Here is a 17,332-nt window from a genome sequence, read left to right on the forward strand (position 1 = left end):
CGCCGGCACGGCGGCGCGCCACCGGGTCAGAGGCCCAGCAGCTCCCGGACGTGGTCGTTGAGGAAGACCCCGTCCGGATCCGCCGCGGCACGGGCGTCGAGGAAGTCCTGGAACCGCGGGTAGACCGCGTGCAGGTACCCGGCGTCCCGGGTGTGCACGGTGCCCCAGTGCGGGCGTCCGCCGTGGTCCACGAAGACCTCCTCCGCCGCGGCGAAGACCTTCGGGTCGTAGCGCCGCCAGTACTGCCGCAGCGCGATCCAGGCGGTGTCGCGGCCGTGGGCGGGCGCCAGCCAGGCCTCCTCGGCGGCGGAGCAGCGCACGTCCACGGGCAGCGAGAAGGCGTAGCCGCGGCGCTCGACGAGCGTCTGCAGCTCCCGGAAGGCGACCCCCAGCTCCTCCACGGGCAGCGCGTACTCGGTGGAGACGAAGCGGACCCGGCGCGGGACGGTGAACACCCGGAAGGAGAGGTCGCTGTACTGCCGCGGACTGTTCGTGAGGGCGTCGACCCGGTTGAGCCCGGGCGTGGAGCGCGGCAGCGCCGTGGCCAGCTGGTTCAGCCCGGCGGTGAGGGTGTTGCGCAGCAGGGCGTCGTCGAGCCGGCGCACGGTACGCGCCACGGGGGAGCCGGGCCGGGTGTAGGAGTCCGGGAGCTTGTGCAGCCGGGTGAGGATGCGGGTTTGGGCGGTGGCCGTGCCCGGCATCCAGTAGAACTCGAAGTGGTCCGATCCGGCCATCCGTGATCCCACGGAGTCCACGAGCTGCCCGAGCGGCTCCCGGATCTCGGCGGCGTGCAGCCGGAAGGCCGGTTCGCAGGCCAGGGTCACGCTCGCGAGGATCCCCAGGGCGCCGAGCCCGGCCCGCGCCGCCTGGAACAGCTCGGGGCGCTGCTCGGCGGAGCACTCCACCAGCTCGCCGCGGGCCGTGACCAGGGTCAGGGCCACCACCTGGGCCGAGAGGGAGCCGAAGGCCAGGCCGGTGCCGTGGGTGCCGGTCGAGACCGCGCCGGCGATCGTCTGCCAGTCGCTGTCCGGCAGGTTGGTCACCGCCAGCCCGTGGGCGTCCAGCTCCTTGTTGAGGGCCCGGATCGTGGTGCCCGCCAGGACCGTGACCCGGTGCTCGTCCGCGTCCACCGCCGTGAGCCCGGTCAGCCCGGTGAGCTCGACCATCACCTCGGGCGCCAGGGGCAGCGCCGAGAAGCTGCAGCCGGAGCCCACGGCGCGCACGCCCAGGCCCCGCTGCGCGGCGGCCGCCACGCCCTGGGCGAGCTCCGCCACCGAGGCCGGGCGCAGGACGTGCTGAGGGGTGACGGCGTGCGTCCTGCCCCACGTGGCCCACTCCGTCGCCCCGGTCTCCCCGGGCAGAGTGTCGGGCGACGAGATCTCGCTCATCGGCGGAACCGTCCTTCCTGGCAGGCGGGTGCACAGTGCGCCCTCATCTTCTCACCCCGGGCGCCGATCGTCCGCCGGCGGGCGCCGACCGCGGCGCGTCCGCGCGTACCATCGGAGGCGAAGTCCCGGGCCGCGACGGAGCCGTCCGGGCGGAGGCCGCGCACAGGAGGCAGCACCATGACCGACCACCCGTCCCCGGAGCGCGAGGAGCGCCGCGACACCAGCCTGGGGGAGGAAGCCGTCCGCCGGCGCTCCCCGGCCGCCGGAGGGCAGGGCCGCGCCCTGGACGCGACCGGCGAGGTCGTCGTGGGCGTCGACGGCTCCGAGCAGAGCCTCGGCGCCCTGCGCTGGGCGGCGCGGGAGGCTCGCCGCCGCGGCCTGCCCGTCCGGCTGGTCACCGCCTACAGCATGCCCGTGTTCTCGGGCTCCGGGTTCGACACCGGCTACGCCACCGTGGACGAGGCCGCCCTGACCCAGGGCGTCGAGGAGCTGCTGAACCACGCCGCGGACCAGGTCCGCCCCGTGGGGGTGGAGCTGCGCGCCACGGTCGAGACGGGCGACCCCTCCGGCGCCCTGCTCGAGCTCAGCCGCACGGCCGAGCTGATGGTCCTCGGCTCCCGCGGCCGGGGCGGGCTGCTGGGCCGGCTGCTGGGCACCGTCTCCACGGCCGTGCCGGCGCACGCCAAGTGCCCCACCGGGGTGGTGCCCCTGCCCTGGTCCCAGGAGCACCTGGGCGCGGAGGAGCTCACCACCGACCGGGCCCTCGTGGACCGCGTGGTCGTCGGCTCGGACGGCTCCACGCAGGCCCGGGCGGCGATGCTCTACGCCGCGGAGGAGGCCCGCCTGCTCGGGGTCCCCCTGACCGTGGTGTGCGCGCTCCCGCCGGTGAGCGGGGCGCTGGCCTGGATGCCCACGGCCGTGGACTTCGAGGTGATGTACGACGACGTCGCCCGGGCCCTGGGCGGCGGGGTGGCCTGGCTCAGGAGCTGGTTCCCGGACCTCGAGATCGGCTCCGAGCTGGCCGACGGCCCACCGGTGCAGGTCCTGGTGGAGCAGACCCGGATGAACTCCCTCGTGGTGCTCGGCACCCGGGGCCGGGGTGGCTTCGCGGGCATGCTGCTGGGCTCCACCTCGCAGGGGGTGCTGCACAACGCGGCCGGTCCGGTGCTGATCGTCCCGGACCGCTACGACCAGCGGATCGAGACCCGCAAGGACTTCGACCTCGACGACGTCCGCCCCTGGGACGCCTGAGCGGGCCGGCTCAGCCCCAGCCCAGCTCGTGCAGCCGTTCGTCGTCGATGCCGAAGTGGTGGGCGACCTCGTGGATGACGGTCACCGTGATCTCCTCCACGAGCTCCTCCCGCTCGGTGCACATGCGCTGCAGCGGGCCGCGGTAGACGAAGATCCGGTCCGGCAGGGACCCGGCCCCCCAGCCGCCGTCCCGGGCGGTGAGGGGCACGCCCTCGTAGAGGCCGAGCAGGTCCGGCGCGTGCCCGGGCGGTTCCTCCTCGACGAGGATCACCACGTTGTCCATGGCCCGGAAGAGCTCGTCCGGGATGAGGTCGATGGCGTCGTCGACGGCGCCGTCGAACTCCTGGCGGGTCATCTCGATCACGCCACCCTTCCTACCCCACGCGCGGCCCGGGCGCACGGGGTGCCGGCCGCACGGGTGCCGCCGGGTGCCGGCCCGGACGGCAATTGTGCGAATTCCGGGGGAAGCCCTAAGCTGTACTCGGTTTCACCCGTGCCAGGGTCCTCGGTCCTCGAGGCCGTGGCCGCCGGCGCGGGCGTTCTGGCCCCCATCGTCTAGCGGCCTAGGACACCGCCCTTTCACGGCGGCGGCACGGGTTCGAATCCCGTTGGGGGTACGCGAAGCAGGTGGGCCTCCCACCGATTTGCACAACCGGCGAGGAATGCTGGTAAGATCAATCCTCGTTGGAAACAGCAAGGCCCTGTAGCGCAGTTGGTTAGCGTGCCGCCCTGTCACGGCGGAGGTCGCGGGTTCAAGTCCCGTCAGGGTCGCTCAGGCGGCGTTCACAGCGGAAGAGGTCTTTCCGGGGTGCGACGCCGTCGCGGCATATCCGCCTCGGATGTGCCGGGGCTCTGTAGCTCAGTTGGTAGAGCGTACGACTGAAAATCGTAAGGTCACCGGATCGACGCCGGTCGGAGCCACCGCGGAAGAACCGCCGGTCCCCACGGGGACCGGCGGTTCTTCTCATGTCCGGGGTCCTCGCCGGCTGCCAGCCCGCACCGAGGTTCGCTCCGTATCCTGGAGCCGTGACCCGCCCGCCCCGCCGCTCGAGCGCACCCGGCGCAGTGCTCGCTCTCGCCGTGCTGTGCCTGCTGGCCGTGGCCGGCTGCGGCGCCGGGCAGCAGCAGGGGTTCGTCCTGGAGTCGGTCCCGGGACCGACCACCCCCGCCCCGGTCCCCACCGGGGAGTCCCCGGGCCCGGAGACCTGTTTCGACGTCGCCGGCGCCTACACCTCCCTGATGCTCGTGCCGCTGTCCACCGACGGGCCGCACCCCGGCTTCGACCCCGGCCGGGCGGCCGACTCCGTGCAGGAGCTCGCGCCCGGGATGCCCGCCGACCTCCGGCCGGCCTTCGACTCCGCCGTGGCCGACCTGCGCGCCGCGGGCGACTCGCTGCAGCCGGTCGAGCTCGCCGACCTGCAGCGCACGCTCGCCCCGGTCGACGACTGGCTGCAGCGGCGCTGCGGCGAGGCCGCCCCCGCCCACTGACGGGCCCGACTGATCAGCTTCCTGCCTATACTGGCCGCGGGCCGCCCGGGCCGGGTGCCCGAACGGAAGGAGCGACCATGAGCGAGCAGCAGCGGGAGCACGGACCGGGGCAGCCGGAGCAGGAACCGGAGCGCGGAACGGTCGGGGACCAGCGCGAGGACGGCGTGGTCGTCGAGCCGGGCGGCGAACTGGACCGCGATCTGGCGCGACAGGGTCTCGAGGACGGGGAGGACCGGGCATGACCGCCGCCTCCCGCCCGGACCTGCTGCTGCGCGCGGCCGGGATCGGCGCCGCGGCGGGCGTGGTCGGCGCCGCCGGGATGGTGCTGGGGGAGAAGGCCGAGCAGGCCCTCACCCGGCGCCCGAACTCCTACGTCCCCGGCCGTGCCCTGCTGACCCTGCTGGGGCGGCACCCGGGCGACGACGAGCGGCCCCGGGGCTGGAACTCCGTGATGCACTACGGCACCGGGGCCGCCCTGGGTGCGCTGCGCGGCGTCTGGGCGGTCACGGGCATCCGCGGCGGGTCCGCGAGCGCGTGGCACACCGTGGTCCGGCTCGCCGTCGACCAGACGGTGGAGAACGCGACGGGGGTGGGCGCCCCGCCGGCGTCCTGGCCGGTCCAGGAGCTGACCGTCGACGTCCTGCACAAGGCGGTCTACTCGGTGCTGACCGGGGCGCTGGCCGACCGGCTGCTCGCCCCCGTGCTCGCCTCGGGCCGGGGCCGCACCAGCCACTGACCCGCCGCGGGTCAGGCCGTCAGGCGCACCCACACCGCCCGCTCGGGCCGCAGCGCGCCGTCGGCCACGGCGTCCTCCCGGCTGGCCACGAGCAGCTCTCCGGCGGGCAGCGGCACCGGGGCCCCGCCCAGGTTCGCCGCCACCAGCACCCGCTGCCCGGCCTCGGTGGTGCGCACGAAGGCGAGCAGGCCCGTCGCGGCGTCGTGCGCCTCGTGCCAGGCGAACGCGCCCCGGCCCAGGCCGAGCTCCCGGCGCAGGGCGATGGCGGCGCGGTACAGCGAGTGCGTGGACCCCGGGACGCCCACCTGCCGGTCCGCCGCCAGCTCCGCGAAGGCCTCGGGCTGCGGAAGCCACGGCTCGGGGCCGAAGCCGTGGCCGGGCTCCCCGGCGGCCCAGGGCAGCGGCACGCGGCAGCCGTCGCGGCCGATCTCCTCGCCCCCGGTGCGGGCGAACGCCGGGTCCTGCCGCAGCTCCGCGGGCAGCCCCGTGTGGTCGGGCAGGCCCAGCTCGTCCCCCTGGTACAGGTAGGCGGAGCCCGGCAGCGCGAGCTCCACCAGGGCGGCGGCACGGCCCCGGGCCAGGCCCTGGGCGTGGTCCGGCTGCTCGCTCCCCGCGTCGATCCCCTTGGGGTAGGCGATCGGGTCCGAGAGCCCGAAGCGGGAGACGTGCCGGACCGTGTCGTGGTTGGAGAGCACCCAGGTGGTGGGCGCCCCGACCTTCGCGGACTCGGCCAGCGAGTCCCCGATCGCCCGGGAGAGCCGCGCCCAGTCCCATCCGGCCACCAGGAAGTCGAAGTTGAAGGCCTGGTGCATCTCGTCGGAGCGCACGTACATGGCCAGCCGGTGGGCCGGCTCGACCCACGCCTCGGCCACCATCATCCGGTCGCCGTCGTACTCGGCGAGCACCCGGTGCCAGTCGCGGTAGACCTCGTGCACGCCGTCCTGGTCGAAGTAGGGGCTGCCGGTGCTCATGGGGGTGTCCGGCTCGTCGTGCTCCCGTGCGTCGTGCTCGCCCTCGACCATGTGCACCTGGTGGTCCCAGTCCGGCAGGCCCTCGGCCTTGACCAGCCCGTGGGCCACGTCCACGCGGAAGCCGTCCGCGCCGCGGTCCAGCCAGAAGCGCAGCACGGAGCGGAACTCCTCCCACACCTCCGGGTTCTCCCAGTTGAGGTCCGGCTGGGTGCTGTCGAACAGGTGCAGGTACCACTGCCCGTCCGGCAGTCGGGTCCACGCCTCACCGCCGAACACGGAGCGCCAGTTGTTGGGCGGCAGCTCGCCGTGCTCTCCCCGGCCCTCCCGGAACATGTAGCGCTCCCGCTCGGGGCTGCCGGGCCCGGCCGCCACGGCCGCCCGGAACCACTCGTGCTCGCTGGAGGTGTGGTTGGGCACGAGGTCCACGATGAGCCGCATGCCCAGCTCGGCCATCCGGGCGCGCATCCGGTCGAAGTCCTCGAGCGTGCCGAACCGGGGATCGATGTCCCGGTAGTCGGAGACGTCGTAGCCGGCGTCGTGCTGGGGGGAGACGTAGAAGGGGGACAGCCACAGGGCGTCCACGCCCAGGTCCGCCAGGTAGTCCAGCCGGTCGATGATGCCCGGGAGGTCACCCATGCCGTCACCGTTGCCGTCGTTGAAGGAGCGCGGATAGATCTGGTAGATCACCGCGGAGCGCCACCACTCCCCGGCGGTGGTCGTGCGGGGCGTCTCGGCCTGCTGCGTCATGGGGCTCCTCGGGATCGTCCGGTCGGGGGATGTCCGTGCCCCACTGTGCCAGGCCGCCGGTGCGGTGTCAGCCCGGACGCGCCGGTGCCCATAGCACATCCGTGACGGACGGTGAAACCGGAGCTGTTTCATGACGGGACCCCGTGCCCGACTGGACCCGACGGTTAGGTTCCCCTAACCTGCCTCCGGGGGTTTTACCGAACTCTTCCGTGTCCTTATTCTCTGCCGCCCCCGGGCGGCGACCTGAGGTGGTCCCGTGCGCTCTCCGCTCCGGTCCACGATGCCCGTCGGGCTCGTGGCTCTTCTCACTCTGTCGGGCTGCGGCTTCAGCGGCGAGGAAGGTGGCAGCACCCAGGCCGCCGACCGCGATCAACGGATCGTGGTGGACAACTTCCGCGCCCCGGTCGCGGACTGGGCGCTGGAGAGCGACGCCGCCTACATCCTCTCCCTGTCCGGGTGCCTCGAGACCCTGACCCGCTACGACGAGGCGGCAGGCGAGATCGTGCCGGCGCTGGCCACGGAGTGGGAGCAGGTCTCGCCCCTGGAGTGGGAGTTCACCCTCCGGGAGGGCGTGCAGTTCCAGGACGGCACCGCGCTGACCGCCGACGCGGTCGTGACCTCGCTGCGCGCCGTCCTCGACGCCGAGGTCCCGGCCCGCGCCTTCAGCCCTGCCGTGGTCAGCGGCGTGGAGGCCGTCGACGAGCGCACCGTGCGGATCACCACCCCGGCCGAGAGCCCGCTGGTCCCGTACCGCCTGGCGAGCGTCAACACCGGGGTGCTGGCCCCGGCGGCCTTCGAGGGCGGGTCGGTGGACCCCTTCGGGCACTGCACCGGGCCGTTCACCCCGGTGTCGGAGAAGCCCAAGCAGTCCCTGACCGTGGACCGCAACGAGGACTACTGGGGCGGAGAGGTCCAGCTGGCCGGCGCGGAGGTCCGATTCATCACCGACGGGGCGACCCGCGCCACGCAGGTCCAGACGGGGGAGGCGGACGTCTCTCTCTCCATCCCGGCGGCCAACGTCGCCGCGCTGGAGGCCGACCCCGCCGTCGAGGTGCTCCAGGCCGAGTCCCCGCGCACCGCGACCCTGTACATGAACAACGGCCGGGCACCGTTCGACGACGTCGACTTCCGCAAGGCCGTCCGCTCGGCCCTGGACCTGGACGCCCTGGCGGCCAGCGTCTACGAGGGGGCGGCCCTCCCTGCGACCGGGCCCTTCGCGCCCTCCGAGCCCTGGGCGATCGAGGGCGCCGAGGCCCCGCAGCAGGACGTCGACGCCGCGAAGGAGCTGCTGGCCGCCGCCGGCTACACCGCGGAGCGGCCGCTGGAGATCATCGCCATCGTGGAGCGGGCCGAGTTCGCCGACGTGGCCACCGTCATCCAGGAGAACCTCAAGAGCGTCGGGGTCCCCGTGGCCATCACGACCAAGGAGTACGCCGCCGTGGAGCCGGACCTGCTGTCCGGGGACTACGACATGGTGCTGAGCCAGCGCAACCGACTGATCGACATCGCCGACCCCATCGGCTTCCTCACCGCCGACTACACCTGCGAGGGCACGTACAACATCAGCCACTTCTGCGACGAGGAGTACGACCGGCTCGTGGAGGAGGCCGCCGGCACCGCCGACACCGAGCAGCGCTACGAGCTGTACGCCCGGGCCGGAGAGATCCTCGTGGAGCAGGCCGTGAACGTGTGGCTGGTCAACGAGCAGGCCGTCGACGCGGTCCGTGCCGATCTGCAGAACCACCGGCAGGACCCGCTGTCCCGGTACGTGCTGCGCGCGGAGACGAGCAAGCCCGCCTCGTGAGCACCGCCGGCAGCACCAGGACCCCGGGACGAGCGGAAGGACGGGACCGCTCGTGACGGCCTTCCTCGCCCGGCGGGCGGCGACCCTGGGGATCACCGTCCTGATCGCGTCCTTCGTGGTGTTCCTCATCCCCTACGTGACGCCGGGGGACCCGGTGCGCAAGATCATCCGGTCCCGGGTGGCCGGAGAGGTGGTCGACGACTCCGTCGCCCAGACCCTGGCGGCCGACCTGGGACTCCAGGACCCCCTGATGGTGCAGTACCTGCGGTGGCTGGGCCGGCTGCTCGGGGGCGACATGGGGCTGTCCTACGCGAGCCGCACCCCGGTGGCCGAGCAGGTGCTGCCCGCCCTGGGGATCACACTGAGCCTCGTGGTGATGACCCTGGCGGTGGCCGCGGCGGTCTCGGTGGTCCTGGGCGTCATCGCCGCGCTGCAGGAGGGCCGGGCCGCCGACCGGATCATCACCACGGTCACCCAGGCGTTCATCGCCGTGCCGGAGTACTGGCTCGCCCCGGTGCTCGTGCTCGTGTTCGCCCTCAACCTGTCGCTGCTGCCCTCCGCCGGGTGGTCGGGGCCCTCCTCCGCGGTCCTGCCGGTGGCCGTCCTCGCGCTGCGGCCGACGAGCTACTTCACCTCCGCCGTGCGTGAAGGAGTCCTCGACGCGCTGGGCGCCGAGCACGTCGTCGCCGCCCGGGCCCGCGGCCTCGGACGGTTCCGGACGCTCCGGCGGCACGTGCTCCCCAACGGGCTGCTGCCCCTGACCACGCTGGTGGCCGTCTGGTTCGCCGGGCTGCTGGGCGGATCCGTCATCGTGGAGGTCGTCTTCGCCATTCCCGGCATGGGACGGCTGCTCTACGACGCGGTGCGCAACAGCGACATCCCCCTGGCGCAGGGCGGTGTGGTCGTCGTCGTGGGCCTGGCCGTCGCGCTGACCACCGCCGCCGACCTGGTCCACGGCCTGCTCAACCCCCGGGTCAGGGGGCGCCGTGCGTGAGCGCCGCGCCCTCGTGTGGGCCGCCTCGGCGGTCCTGGTCCTCGTCGTGCTCGCCGTGGCCCTCGCGCCCTGGCTCGCGCCCCACCCGCCGGCCGCGCAGGACCTCACGGCCCGGCTGGCCCCGCCGAGCGCCGCCCACTGGCTGGGCACCGACCACCTGGGCCGGGACACGCTGAGCCGGCTGCTCGACGGCGGGCGGTTCTCCCTGACCGTCGCCGCGCTGGCCACGCTGCTCACTGCCGTGACGGGCACCGTCATCGGGGTGCTCAGCGCCCGGCGCCGGGGCTGGCTGGACGAGGTGTTCACCCGGACCAGCGACGTCCTGCTGGCCCTGCCGGAGATGGTCGTGGCCCTGTTCCTGGTGGCCGTGCTCGGTCCCGGACACCTGTCCCTGCTGCTGGCCCTGACCGTGACCGGCTGGACACCGTTCGCCCGGCTGGCCCGGGCGCTGACGTACGACGTCTCCGCGCGCGGCTTCGTGGAGGCCGCCCGGGTCCTCGGCTGCTCGCCCTCCTTCATCGTGCTGCGCCACGTCCTTCCCCACCTGGCGGGGCCGCTGCTCGGGCAGGCCACACTGCGCTTCGGGCAGTTCCTGATCACCGTGGGGGCCCTGTCCTACCTGGGCCTGGGGGTGCAGCCCCCGCAGTCGGACTGGGGGGCGATGCTGGCCGCCGCCCAGCCGTACGCGGCCCGGTCCCCGTTGACGATCCTCGCCCCCGGGCTCGTCGTCTTCGTCGTCGCCCTGTGCGTCACCCTCGTCGGCCAGCGCCTGGCCCGGGCGACGAGCACCCGCATGGTGCTCTCCTCCGCGCCCTCCCGGACGGTGCCGGATGCCTGAGGGGCTGAGCGTCGAGCAGCTGCACGTCAGCCGGCGAGGGCCCTCCGGAGCCCCGCGGCCGGTGCTGTCCGGGGTCGACCTCGCGGTGGCGCCGGGGGAGTTCGTGGCCCTGGTCGGCGCCTCCGGCAGCGGCAAGACGATGACGGCCATGTCCGTCCTGGGCCTGCTGCCCCCGCAGGTCCAGCTCGACGCCGGATCGATCCGGCTGGGCGGGACCGACCTCGCCCGGGCGGGCGACGCCGAGCTGGACAGGGTCCGCGGCGGGCGGATCGGCATGCTGTACCAGCAGCCCAAGCGGATGTTCAATCCCCGCCGGACGATCCTCCAGCACCTGCGGGAACCCCTGCGGCTGCACGGCGGGCTCCGGGGCGGGGCGGCCCGGGAGCGGGCGCTCGAGCTCCTGTCCGAGGTGGGGTTCCGGGACCCGGAGTCCTGCGCCCGCGCGCACCCCCACCAGCTCTCCGGGGGCATGGCCCAGCGGGCCATGGTGGCCCTCGCCCTCGCCGGCCGGCCGGAGGTGCTGCTCGCGGACGAGCCGACCTCCGCCCTGGACACGGTCCTCGAGCGACAGATCCTCGAGCTGATCGACCGGGAGCGGCGCGACCGCGGGCTGGGGGTGCTCTACATCAGCCACAACCTGGCCACCGTCTCCGCCTACGCGGACCGCGTGGTGGTGCTGGACGCCGGGCGCGTCGTCGAGGCGGGCCCGGCCGGAACCGTGCTCAACCGTCCCCGCAGCGCGTGCACCCGGGCCCTGCTGGAGGCGGCGGCCCTCACCCCCGCCGACACGCCGCCGCCCGCCGCGGGCACGGACGCGGGCGCCGTGCTGGCGCTGGAACGGGTCACCAAGACCTTCGGCACGGGCCGGCGCCGCGGACGCCCCGCCGTGGAGCAGGTCACGCTCGAGCTGCGGGACCGGGAGATCCTCGGGGTCCTGGGCCAGTCCGGCTCCGGGAAGAGCACCCTGGCCCGCCTGGCCGTCGGGCTGGAGGCCCCCGACGCCGGACGCGTCACCGGGGCCCCGGGAGCGCCGGGAAGTGCCGGTCCGGTGCGCACGGGCGTGCAGCTGGTCTTCCAGGAACCGCACGACTCCTTCGACCCCCGCATGCGGCTGCGCACCAGCCTGGAGGCCCCCCTGCGGCAGCACCGGGACCTCCCCGCGGAGGAGCGGGAGGCCCGTCTCCTGGACGCGGTGCGCGAGGTGGAGCTCGACCCGGAGCTGCTGGAACGGTATCCCGGCCAGTGCTCGGGCGGGCAGCTGCAGCGGCTCACCATCGCCCGGGCCCTGCTGCTGGAACCGACCGTGCTCATCTGCGACGAGGCCACCTCGGCCCTGGACGCGGCGACCCAGCGCACCGTCCTGGACCTGCTGCTGCGGCTGCACCGGGACCGGGCACTGTCGCTGATCATGATCTCCCACGACCTGGGCGTCATCCGCTACATGAGCCACCGGGTCGCGGTGCTCCACCACGGAACCCTCGTCGAGCTCGCGCCGACCCGCGAGTTCTTCGCCGCGCCGCGCCACGAGCACAGCCGGCAGCTGGTGGCGGCGGCCCTGCCCCGGGTGTGCGCGATCCTGGACCACCACACCCTGCCGCCGGAGCACCGCGATGTCCCCGCCTGACCACCGGCCCGAGACGCGCACCCTGCTCGGGGCCCAGCTGGTGTTCAACATCGGCTTCTACGCCGTCATCCCCTTCCTCGCCGGCGCCATGGGCACGGAGTACGGCCTGGACGCCGCCGCGATCGGACTGGTGCTCGGGGCCCGCACCTTCAGCCAGCAGGGCATGTTCCTGTTCGGCGGACTGCTGGCCGACCGCTGGGGCCCCCGCCGGGCCATCCTCACCGGCTGCCTGGTGCGCATCCTGGGCTACGCCACCCTGGCGGCGGCCTCGGACTTCCCCCTCTTCCTGCTCGGCGCGGTCCTCACCGGCGCCGGGGGCGCCCTGTTCTCGCCCGCGCTGGAGTCCCAGCTCTCCCACGCCGACCGGCCGCCGGCCGGCGGCGCCGGGGGCGCGGGCCGGCGGTCGGTGTTCGTGTGGCTGGCGATCACCGGCGAGCTGGGCGCGGTGCTGGGCCCCGTGCTGGGCACCGCCCTGCTGGGCTGGGGGTTCGACGCGGCCCTGGGCGCCGGGATCGCGGTGTTCGCTCTCGTGACCGTCCTGCTGTGGTTCCGCCTGCCCGCCGCACCTGCCGCGCCGGCCCGGGGCGCGAGGGGCCCCGGGCCCGCCCTGGGATGCCTGCGCAACCGGCGCTTCGTCCTGTTCTGCCTGTTCGCGGCAACGAACATGCTGGCCTACAACCAGCTCTACTTCACCGTCCCGGTCGAGCTGGACCGGCGCGGCCTCGACCCGGCCTGGCTCGGGGCACTGTTCCTGCTGGCCTCGGTGCTGACCCTGCTCCTGCAGCTGCCGGTCTCGGGGCTGGGCCGGCGGCTCGGGCCCGGGCGCGCCCTGTCCGCCGGCTTCCTGCTGGTGGCCGCCGCGTTCGCCGTGGCCGCCCTCACCTCGGTGCCCCCGGGGACGTCGGAGAGCTCCGTGCTGCCGGTCATGGGCGCGGTCGCGGTGCTGATCCTGGGCCACATGCTCCTCACCCCCACGATCCTGTCCCTCATTCCGGTCTTCCTCCCGGACCCGGGGGCCCGCGCCGGACGAGGCGCCTACTACGGGCTGGCCGCCACCTGCGGCGGCGTCGCCGTGCTCGTGGGCAACGCCGGGCTCGGGATCCTGCTCGAGCTCACCGCCCGCCACCACTGGTGGCCCGGCACACCGTGGATCCCCCTGTCCCTGCTCGCGCTCCTGGCCGCCGCGGCGCTGCCGGTCGTGCTGCGCCGCCCTGGCGGCGACCGGACCCGGGCCGAGGCGCCGTCCCGCACCGCCCCCTGAGTCCGGCCGGTCACGGACCCGGCCGGCGGTTCCTCCGACCGGCGCCGGTGGGTGAGGATGGGAACGGACGGGGCGACGCCGTGCCTGCCCGGCCGGAGGGATCCCGCCCGAGCGAGGAGGACTTCCATGCCCGTCCACAGGACGCACCGCACGAGACGACTGGTCGCCGCGTCGGCGCTGACACTGGCGGCCGCGACCGGCTGCACCGGCGGCGAGGAGCCCGAGCCGGGCGGCGGCACCCCGGCCCAGCAGGAGACGACCGGAGCGCAGGAGACACCGTCCCCGGCCGACGCCTCCGAGACCACGGGAGGCCTGGCCTACGACGGCCCGTACGACGAGCAGTTCGTCGCGGAGCTGCCCGACCACGCCGGGCAGCAGGTCCGGCTCACCGGGACGATCGGGGACTTCGTCCGTTCCCGCTCCGCCTACGTGCTCACGGGCCCGGCGGGAACGGATCCCCTGCTGGTCAGCGCCCGGTACACGGCCCCGGACGTCGCGGAGGGCTCCACGGTGGAGGTGACCGGCACGCTCCGGGAGGACTTCGAACCCCCCGTCGCCGAGGAGGCGGCCGCGGACGACGAGTCCGGCTTCTACGTGGAGCACGCGGGGGAGGCCTACCTGGACGAGGCGACGGTCGACCCCGCGCCCTAGTGCTCCCGTCGAGAACGCGCAGGTCATCACGAGCGGGTCACGATCTGCGCAGAGGGTTCCCGGCAGGAGCCCGGAAGGCCCGGTGAAGGTCGGCGGACATCGCTTTCCTGCTGGTCCCGGGCCGGACCGGCTTCTTACGGTCGAGGGGCAGCACACCCGGGGACCCGGCGGCCCACCGCCCCGGCGACCGGGATCGACACGAGGAGGGCCATCATGAGAGCACACAGCACGCGCACCACCCGCACGCTCGCCGCGGGGCTGTTCGCCGTCGCCGGGCTCGGTCTGGCCGGATGCGGCTCGGAGGGCCCGGAGACCGGCGCCGACGTCGAGGACGTCACGGACGGGGAGGTCGTGGAGAGCTCCGCGGCGGCCACCGAGGACCCCGGGGCGATGGCCCTGGCCTACGAAGGGGACTACAACCAGGACTTCTACGACGAGGTCACCACCTACACGGGTCAGCAGGTGACGCTCTCGGCCGAGGTGAGCGAGACCATCTCGCCGGATACCTTCGCGATCGCCGGTGCGGTGGATCCGCTGCTGATCGTCGAGGAGCAGGAGATCCCCCCGCTCGACGACGGCCAGGTGGTCCAGGTCACCGGCACCGTGCAGGAGGGCTTCGACGTCGCCGGTGTGGAGCAGGAGCTCGGCGTCGATCTGGAGGACGAGGCGTTCACCGAGTTCGAGGGCGAGCCCTACATCATGGCCACCAGCGGGGAGGTCATCGACCAGGAGTGAGGAACGGCCGGCCGGGACGTCCGGTCCCGTACGAGCACGCGACGGCACGGGGCCCGACGCGGTCGTCCGGGAACGCCCCGCTCCCCGGGCAGGCCCGGCGACCGGACCTCGGCCGGCACCAGGCCACCCGGCACACCCCCGTCACGGGAGCATCGAGGAGGACACTGATGACCCATCGCACCCTGACCCACCGCACCCTGACCCACCGTCCCCTGATCCACCGCACCCTGCCTCTGGCCGCCGCCGGTGTGGCCGGGGCCCTGCTGCTGACCGGATGCCAGGACGAGACCCGGCTGACCCAGCTGGACCAGTCCCAGGTCTCCACCGAGGAACTGGTCGGGGAGGAGATCACCCTGACCAACGAGGTGGAGGGCGTCTACGGCGAGGAGTTCCTGACCATGGGCGACGAACAGACCGTCGTCTTCGTGACGGACATGCCGGCCGAGCTGAGTCCCGGCGACGAGGTCGAGGCCACCGGCACCGTGGCCTCCGGTGACCTGTTCAGCGAGCCCGGGGACCGGGAGCGGCTCTACCAGCTCACCGACGAGGAGAACGCCAACTACCTCGTCAACCGCGAGGCGGAGCCCTACCTCACCGACGCCACCGTCACCGTCGTCGAGTAGGACGGTCGAGCAGTCCGCCGCCCTGCAGGGTGTTCCCGACGCCCTGCAGGGTGTTTCCGTGCTACTGCAGGGCGGAGGTGAGCCGGGCGGTGTTGTCGGCGTACTTCTGGTACCAGGGCCGGGCCAGCCAGTCCGCCAGCTGGAGTTCGTGGCTGTGCTCCCGGTACCCGGCCACGACCTCGTCCATCCGGTCCACGAACTGCTCCCCGGCGACCAGGAGGTTGACCTCGTGGTCGAGCACGAAGGAGCGGATGTCCATGTTCGAGGACCCCACCACCGCGGTGTCGTCGTCGATGAGCACGAACTTGGCGTGCAGCACCCAGGGCGCCTGGTAGAGGTGGATCCGGATCCCGTCGCGGATCAGCTGCTCGTAGAAGGAGCGCTGGGCGTGGTGGGTGAGCACGTGGTTGGAGGTCTCCCCCATGTACAGCTCCACCTCGACACCGCGGGCCACCGCGGTGCGCAGGGAGTTGTACATCGAGTCCTCGGGCACGAAGTAGGGGCTGCACACCGTGATCCGCCGTCGGGCGGTGGCGAAGAGGTGGTTGAACAGCTGCAGGTTCGACTCCTGGCCCAGCCCCGGCCCGGAGGGCAGCACCTGACAGACCAGCTCCCCCGGTGGGTCTGCGTCCGGGGCCCGGTCGGTGCCCGGGACCCTCTGGTCGGTGTCCAGGATCATGTCGTCGGTCTCGCAGTACCAGTCGGTGGCGAAGACCGCGTCCAGGTGCCCCACCGCCGGGCCCTGGATCCGGGCCATCAGCCCGATCCACTGCAGGCCCTGCCGCTGGTTCTTCTTCTTGTTGTAGGAGCGGTCGATCACGTTCTGCGACCCGGTGAAGGCCGCCGTCCCGTCGAGCACCAGGATCTTGCGGTGGTTGCGCAGGTCCGGGCGCTGGTACTCCCCGCGCCACGGGCGCACCGGCAGCATCCGCCGCCAAGGAATCCCCGCATTCTCTAGCCGGTGTACGAGCTGTTTATAGCCGGGATAGCCGGCGGCGCCGAGATGGTCCACGAGCACCCGTACGGTCACCCCGCGGGCGCGGGCGGCCTCCAGGGCCGCGATCACCGGTTCGGTGCTGGGATCGGCCACGGCGATGTAGAACTGGAAGTGCACATAGCGCCGGGCCCCCCGGATCCCCTCGGCCATGGCGGCCAGGGCGGTGTCGTAGTCGTCGAGGATCTCGATCCGGTGCCCGCCGGCCACCGGGAACGCGCCGTGGTGCTGGTTCAGCCGCACGGTCTCGGCCAGCCGGTCGGGCATCCGCCGGAGGTCGGCGGCCCCGGTGCCGGGCCCGTGCGCGTCGACCAGCCCGGCCGCCTCACGCTGTTTGTCCTTCCGGGCCTGGGGCAGATCCGCCCGCCCCAGCACCAGGAACACCAGCCCGCCCAGGATCGGGAAGAAGAAGATCACCAGCAACCACCCCCACGCCGCCGAGGGCCGCCGGTTGTGCGGGATCGTGCCCAGCGCCAGCAGCCGGATCACCAGGTCCACGGCGAAGAACACCACCGCCGCCCACGGCGGCACCGCGTTCCACAACAGGTGGGGAAGGTCCATGGGGTGGTGCCTCCGGGTCGTCGGGACGGGGCGTGCCGGGGCCGGCCGGGGCGGCCCCGCCACGTGGACGGCCCGGCGTCGTCAGCCGCGCGGCTGCGGACCCCGGGCCGTGGCGACCTACTGCTCCGGCAGCAGCCGGACGGAGCTGGCCTCGACGTAGGGCTGCTGCTCGTGGTCCTGGTAGAGCTCGTCGGTGAAGTCCTCCTGGGCCTGGTCGTCCAGGGTCGAGGGGTCGAAGGACTGCTGGACCGTGCCGACGACCTCCACGACCTGGCCCTCCTCGACGTCGACCCGGTCCATGTCGAAGAGCACCAGGAGCGGGTCGACGGTGTTCTCCGCCGCGCCGGCGATCACCAGGCCGTCGTCGCCGATGACGTCGTCGACCTCGGCGGAGAGCGTGACCTGCTGGCCGACGTAGGTCTCCCGCTCGTCGTGGAAGTCCTGGTCGTAGGTGCCGGCGAAGGTGTCCCCGGTGGTGGGGCCGTTCTCCGGGGCGGGGGAGGACTCCAGGACCTCCCCCTCACTGACGTCCTCGACATCGGTGCCGGTTTCGGGTCCTTCGGTGCTGCACCCGGCCAGACCCAGCCCCGCGGCGGCGGCGAGTGCGGCGGCGGTGCGGGCGGGGGAACAGCGTTCACGGACGGTCATGGGGTGCCTCCTGGTGTG

The 17,332-nt window shown here is 73.7% G+C and carries 17 protein-coding genes and 3 tRNA genes; 15 read left to right on the forward strand and 5 right to left on the reverse strand.

Annotated elements, in window-relative coordinates:
- Window positions 1-26: 26 nt before the first annotated feature.
- Window positions 27-1,388: a D-arabinono-1,4-lactone oxidase gene (locus PU704_RS01155; protein WP_277549783.1), complete on the reverse strand. Its 1,362-nt coding sequence runs from the start codon at window positions 1,386-1,388 to the stop codon at window positions 27-29.
- A 177-nt stretch (window positions 1,389-1,565) separates the two neighbouring features.
- On the opposite strand from PU704_RS01155, the gene PU704_RS01160 reads away from it, so the two are divergent.
- Window positions 1,566-2,639: a universal stress protein gene (locus PU704_RS01160; protein ID WP_277549784.1), complete on the forward strand. Its 1,074-nt coding sequence runs from the start codon at window positions 1,566-1,568 to the stop codon at window positions 2,637-2,639.
- A 10-nt stretch (window positions 2,640-2,649) separates the two neighbouring features.
- On the opposite strand, the gene PU704_RS01165 is transcribed toward PU704_RS01160, so the two are convergent.
- Entirely contained in the window at window positions 2,650-2,994 is a 345-nt protein-coding gene (locus PU704_RS01165; protein WP_369821411.1) for a metallopeptidase family protein, read from the reverse strand.
- Between the two features lie 189 nt (window positions 2,995-3,183).
- On the opposite strand from PU704_RS01165, the gene PU704_RS01170 reads away from it, so the two are divergent.
- From PU704_RS01170 to PU704_RS01195, 6 genes are all read left to right on the forward strand, one after another.
- Window positions 3,184-3,256 (forward strand) — tRNA-Glu (locus PU704_RS01170).
- Between the two features lie 80 nt (window positions 3,257-3,336).
- Window positions 3,337-3,410, forward strand: a tRNA-Asp gene (locus PU704_RS01175).
- A gap of 77 nt (window positions 3,411-3,487) precedes the next feature.
- Window positions 3,488-3,560: transfer RNA gene (locus PU704_RS01180), tRNA-Phe, on the forward strand.
- A 105-nt stretch (window positions 3,561-3,665) separates the two neighbouring features.
- The gene (locus PU704_RS01185; protein ID WP_277549785.1) at window positions 3,666-4,127 is read left to right on the forward strand and encodes a hypothetical protein; all 462 of its coding nucleotides are present in this window, start codon (window positions 3,666-3,668) and stop codon (window positions 4,125-4,127) included.
- A gap of 77 nt (window positions 4,128-4,204) precedes the next feature.
- Window positions 4,205-4,369, forward strand: coding sequence for a hypothetical protein (locus PU704_RS01190; RefSeq protein ID WP_277549786.1), 165 nt, complete (start codon window positions 4,205-4,207; stop codon window positions 4,367-4,369).
- Entirely contained in the window at window positions 4,366-4,863 is a 498-nt protein-coding gene (locus PU704_RS01195) for a hypothetical protein (protein WP_277549788.1), read from the forward strand. The genes PU704_RS01190 and PU704_RS01195 overlap by 4 nt, the downstream gene beginning before the upstream one ends.
- Before the next feature lie 11 nt (window positions 4,864-4,874).
- Here PU704_RS01195 and PU704_RS01200 read toward each other — a convergent pair whose 3' ends face one another.
- The gene (locus tag PU704_RS01200; protein WP_277549789.1) at window positions 4,875-6,581 is read right to left on the reverse strand and encodes a glycoside hydrolase family 13 protein; all 1,707 of its coding nucleotides are present in this window, start codon (window positions 6,579-6,581) and stop codon (window positions 4,875-4,877) included.
- Between the two features lie 280 nt (window positions 6,582-6,861).
- Between PU704_RS01200 and PU704_RS01205 the strand changes: the two genes are divergently transcribed.
- From PU704_RS01205 to PU704_RS01240, 8 genes are all read left to right on the forward strand, one after another.
- Entirely contained in the window at window positions 6,862-8,385 is a 1,524-nt protein-coding gene (locus tag PU704_RS01205; protein WP_277549909.1) for an ABC transporter substrate-binding protein, read from the forward strand.
- A 52-nt stretch (window positions 8,386-8,437) separates the two neighbouring features.
- Window positions 8,438-9,379 (forward strand): ABC transporter permease, encoded by a 942-nt coding sequence (locus PU704_RS01210; protein ID WP_277549790.1) that lies wholly within the window; start codon window positions 8,438-8,440, stop codon window positions 9,377-9,379.
- Complete coding sequence (locus PU704_RS01215) at window positions 9,372-10,217, forward strand: ABC transporter permease (RefSeq protein WP_047802836.1); 846 nt, start codon at window positions 9,372-9,374, stop codon at window positions 10,215-10,217. The genes PU704_RS01210 and PU704_RS01215 overlap by 8 nt, the downstream gene beginning before the upstream one ends.
- On the forward strand, window positions 10,210-11,841 hold the full coding sequence (locus tag PU704_RS01220; RefSeq protein WP_277549792.1) for an ATP-binding cassette domain-containing protein: 1,632 nt from the start codon (window positions 10,210-10,212) through the stop codon (window positions 11,839-11,841). Before PU704_RS01215 ends, PU704_RS01220 begins: the two co-directional genes overlap by 8 nt.
- Window positions 11,828-13,102 (forward strand): MFS transporter, encoded by a 1,275-nt coding sequence (locus tag PU704_RS01225; RefSeq protein ID WP_277549793.1) that lies wholly within the window; start codon window positions 11,828-11,830, stop codon window positions 13,100-13,102. The genes PU704_RS01220 and PU704_RS01225 overlap by 14 nt, the downstream gene beginning before the upstream one ends.
- A gap of 126 nt (window positions 13,103-13,228) precedes the next feature.
- The gene (locus tag PU704_RS01230) at window positions 13,229-13,753 is read left to right on the forward strand and encodes a hypothetical protein (RefSeq protein WP_277549794.1); all 525 of its coding nucleotides are present in this window, start codon (window positions 13,229-13,231) and stop codon (window positions 13,751-13,753) included.
- Window positions 13,754-13,966: 213 nt separating this feature from the next.
- Entirely contained in the window at window positions 13,967-14,488 is a 522-nt protein-coding gene (locus PU704_RS01235) for a hypothetical protein (protein WP_277549795.1), read from the forward strand.
- A 167-nt stretch (window positions 14,489-14,655) separates the two neighbouring features.
- Window positions 14,656-15,111 (forward strand): hypothetical protein, encoded by a 456-nt coding sequence (locus PU704_RS01240; RefSeq protein ID WP_277549796.1) that lies wholly within the window; start codon window positions 14,656-14,658, stop codon window positions 15,109-15,111.
- Between the two features lie 61 nt (window positions 15,112-15,172).
- Here the strand turns inward: PU704_RS01240 and PU704_RS01245 are convergent, their stop codons facing one another.
- Both PU704_RS01245 and PU704_RS01250 read right to left on the reverse strand, forming a co-directional pair.
- Entirely contained in the window at window positions 15,173-16,666 is a 1,494-nt protein-coding gene (locus PU704_RS01245) for a phospholipase D-like domain-containing protein (protein ID WP_277549797.1), read from the reverse strand.
- Between the two features lie 117 nt (window positions 16,667-16,783).
- Window positions 16,784-17,314, reverse strand: coding sequence for a hypothetical protein (locus tag PU704_RS01250; RefSeq protein WP_277549798.1), 531 nt, complete (start codon window positions 17,312-17,314; stop codon window positions 16,784-16,786).
- Window positions 17,315-17,332 lie beyond the last annotated feature (18 nt).

It is taken from the genome of Kocuria oceani, from assembly GCF_029524215.1.
Taxonomy (GTDB): domain Bacteria; phylum Actinomycetota; class Actinomycetes; order Actinomycetales; family Micrococcaceae; genus Kocuria; species Kocuria oceani.

Excerpts from the sequence above, each read along its gene's own strand:
- PU704_RS01235 (WP_277549795.1), top strand. The coding sequence starts at position 13,967 with ATGAGAGCACACAGCACGCGCACCACCCGCACGCTCGCCGCGGGGCTG.
- PU704_RS01240 (WP_277549796.1), top strand. The coding sequence starts at position 14,656 with ATGACCCATCGCACCCTGACCCACCGCACCCTGACCCACCGTCCCCTG.
- PU704_RS01165 (WP_369821411.1), bottom strand. The coding sequence starts at position 2,994 with ATGACCCGCCAGGAGTTCGACGGCGCCGTCGACGACGCCATCGACCTC.
- PU704_RS01220 (WP_277549792.1), top strand. The coding sequence starts at position 10,210 with ATGCCTGAGGGGCTGAGCGTCGAGCAGCTGCACGTCAGCCGGCGAGGG.
- PU704_RS01250 (WP_277549798.1), bottom strand. The coding sequence starts at position 17,314 with ATGACCGTCCGTGAACGCTGTTCCCCCGCCCGCACCGCCGCCGCACTC.
- PU704_RS01205 (WP_277549909.1), top strand. The coding sequence starts at position 6,862 with ATGCCCGTCGGGCTCGTGGCTCTTCTCACTCTGTCGGGCTGCGGCTTC.
- PU704_RS01230 (WP_277549794.1), top strand. The coding sequence starts at position 13,229 with ATGCCCGTCCACAGGACGCACCGCACGAGACGACTGGTCGCCGCGTCG.
- PU704_RS01190 (WP_277549786.1), top strand. The coding sequence starts at position 4,205 with ATGAGCGAGCAGCAGCGGGAGCACGGACCGGGGCAGCCGGAGCAGGAA.
- PU704_RS01200 (WP_277549789.1), bottom strand. The coding sequence starts at position 6,581 with ATGACGCAGCAGGCCGAGACGCCCCGCACGACCACCGCCGGGGAGTGG.
- PU704_RS01245 (WP_277549797.1), bottom strand. The coding sequence starts at position 16,666 with ATGGACCTTCCCCACCTGTTGTGGAACGCGGTGCCGCCGTGGGCGGCG.
- PU704_RS01195 (WP_277549788.1), top strand. The coding sequence starts at position 4,366 with ATGACCGCCGCCTCCCGCCCGGACCTGCTGCTGCGCGCGGCCGGGATC.
- PU704_RS01225 (WP_277549793.1), top strand. The coding sequence starts at position 11,828 with ATGTCCCCGCCTGACCACCGGCCCGAGACGCGCACCCTGCTCGGGGCC.
- PU704_RS01160 (WP_277549784.1), top strand. The coding sequence starts at position 1,566 with ATGACCGACCACCCGTCCCCGGAGCGCGAGGAGCGCCGCGACACCAGC.
- PU704_RS01155 (WP_277549783.1), bottom strand. The coding sequence starts at position 1,388 with ATGAGCGAGATCTCGTCGCCCGACACTCTGCCCGGGGAGACCGGGGCG.